Source organism: Oleiphilus sp. HI0079, from assembly GCF_001635105.1.
On sequence record NZ_LWFT01001204.1, the window covers coordinates 1 to 673 of the forward strand.

The 673-nt window shown below is 46.5% G+C and carries 2 protein-coding genes; both read right to left on the minus strand.

The features are described from left to right. A partial coding sequence (locus tag A3750_RS21410) for a VF530 family DNA-binding protein (RefSeq protein WP_156498817.1) occupies window positions 1-95 on the minus strand: 95 nt, incomplete at its 3' end. Window positions 96-276: 181 nt separating this feature from the next. Continuing rightward, window positions 277-673, minus strand: a 397-nt coding sequence (locus A3750_RS21415) for a LysR substrate-binding domain-containing protein (RefSeq protein ID WP_197475219.1), incomplete at its 5' end; no start/stop codon positions are given.

Here is a 673-nt window from a genome sequence, read left to right on the forward strand (position 1 = left end):
GCTAGACCTTCCCATTGATAGTGTTCTTGAAGTCTGGTCACCATCATTTCCAAGGTGATTCCATGCAAGGGGTTGTTCGGTTGCTCTTCGCTCATACGCTCTGCCAAAACAATAAAATAAGAAGATAGGGCCTTGTAACGCGCAGACTATAACGAATAAATGGCGAAGTTGTGTGTTTTTTTTGAAAAGACTCTAATGTCGATTGCCAGCGCAGCGCTTTGAGCGAAAAAGCCAGCAGGCTGCAGAAAGCGAAGGCCCGTCAGTAAAGTGGCTGCATTACTTTAGCTGTGCGAATAAGGTATGCGCCCATTTATAAAGAGCATCTAAACTGGGAAGCTCTTCGGATGTTTTCTTCGAAACCAGCCAATAAGCTAGCTCGGCTTCAATAGGGTCCGCGTTTAGTTTTACAACGCGCCGTGTCTTAAGCCAATGATTAATGATGGGCGTTAACCCTACGCAAATCCCCAAGCCTTCTTCTGCGGCGCGCAAGGCAGCGAAGTATGAGTCGCACACAATGCGCTCTTTAGCGACAATGTTTGGGAAAATCTGCCCCCAGTCCTCCAGGTTTTCGTTTAGTGTTAGCAAAGTATTTTCTCCAAGCAGCGCTTGGTTGACGAAGGTCTGTTGATCCAAACCATTTTCAGTTAGATAACGCTCACTAGCGATCAAGCAA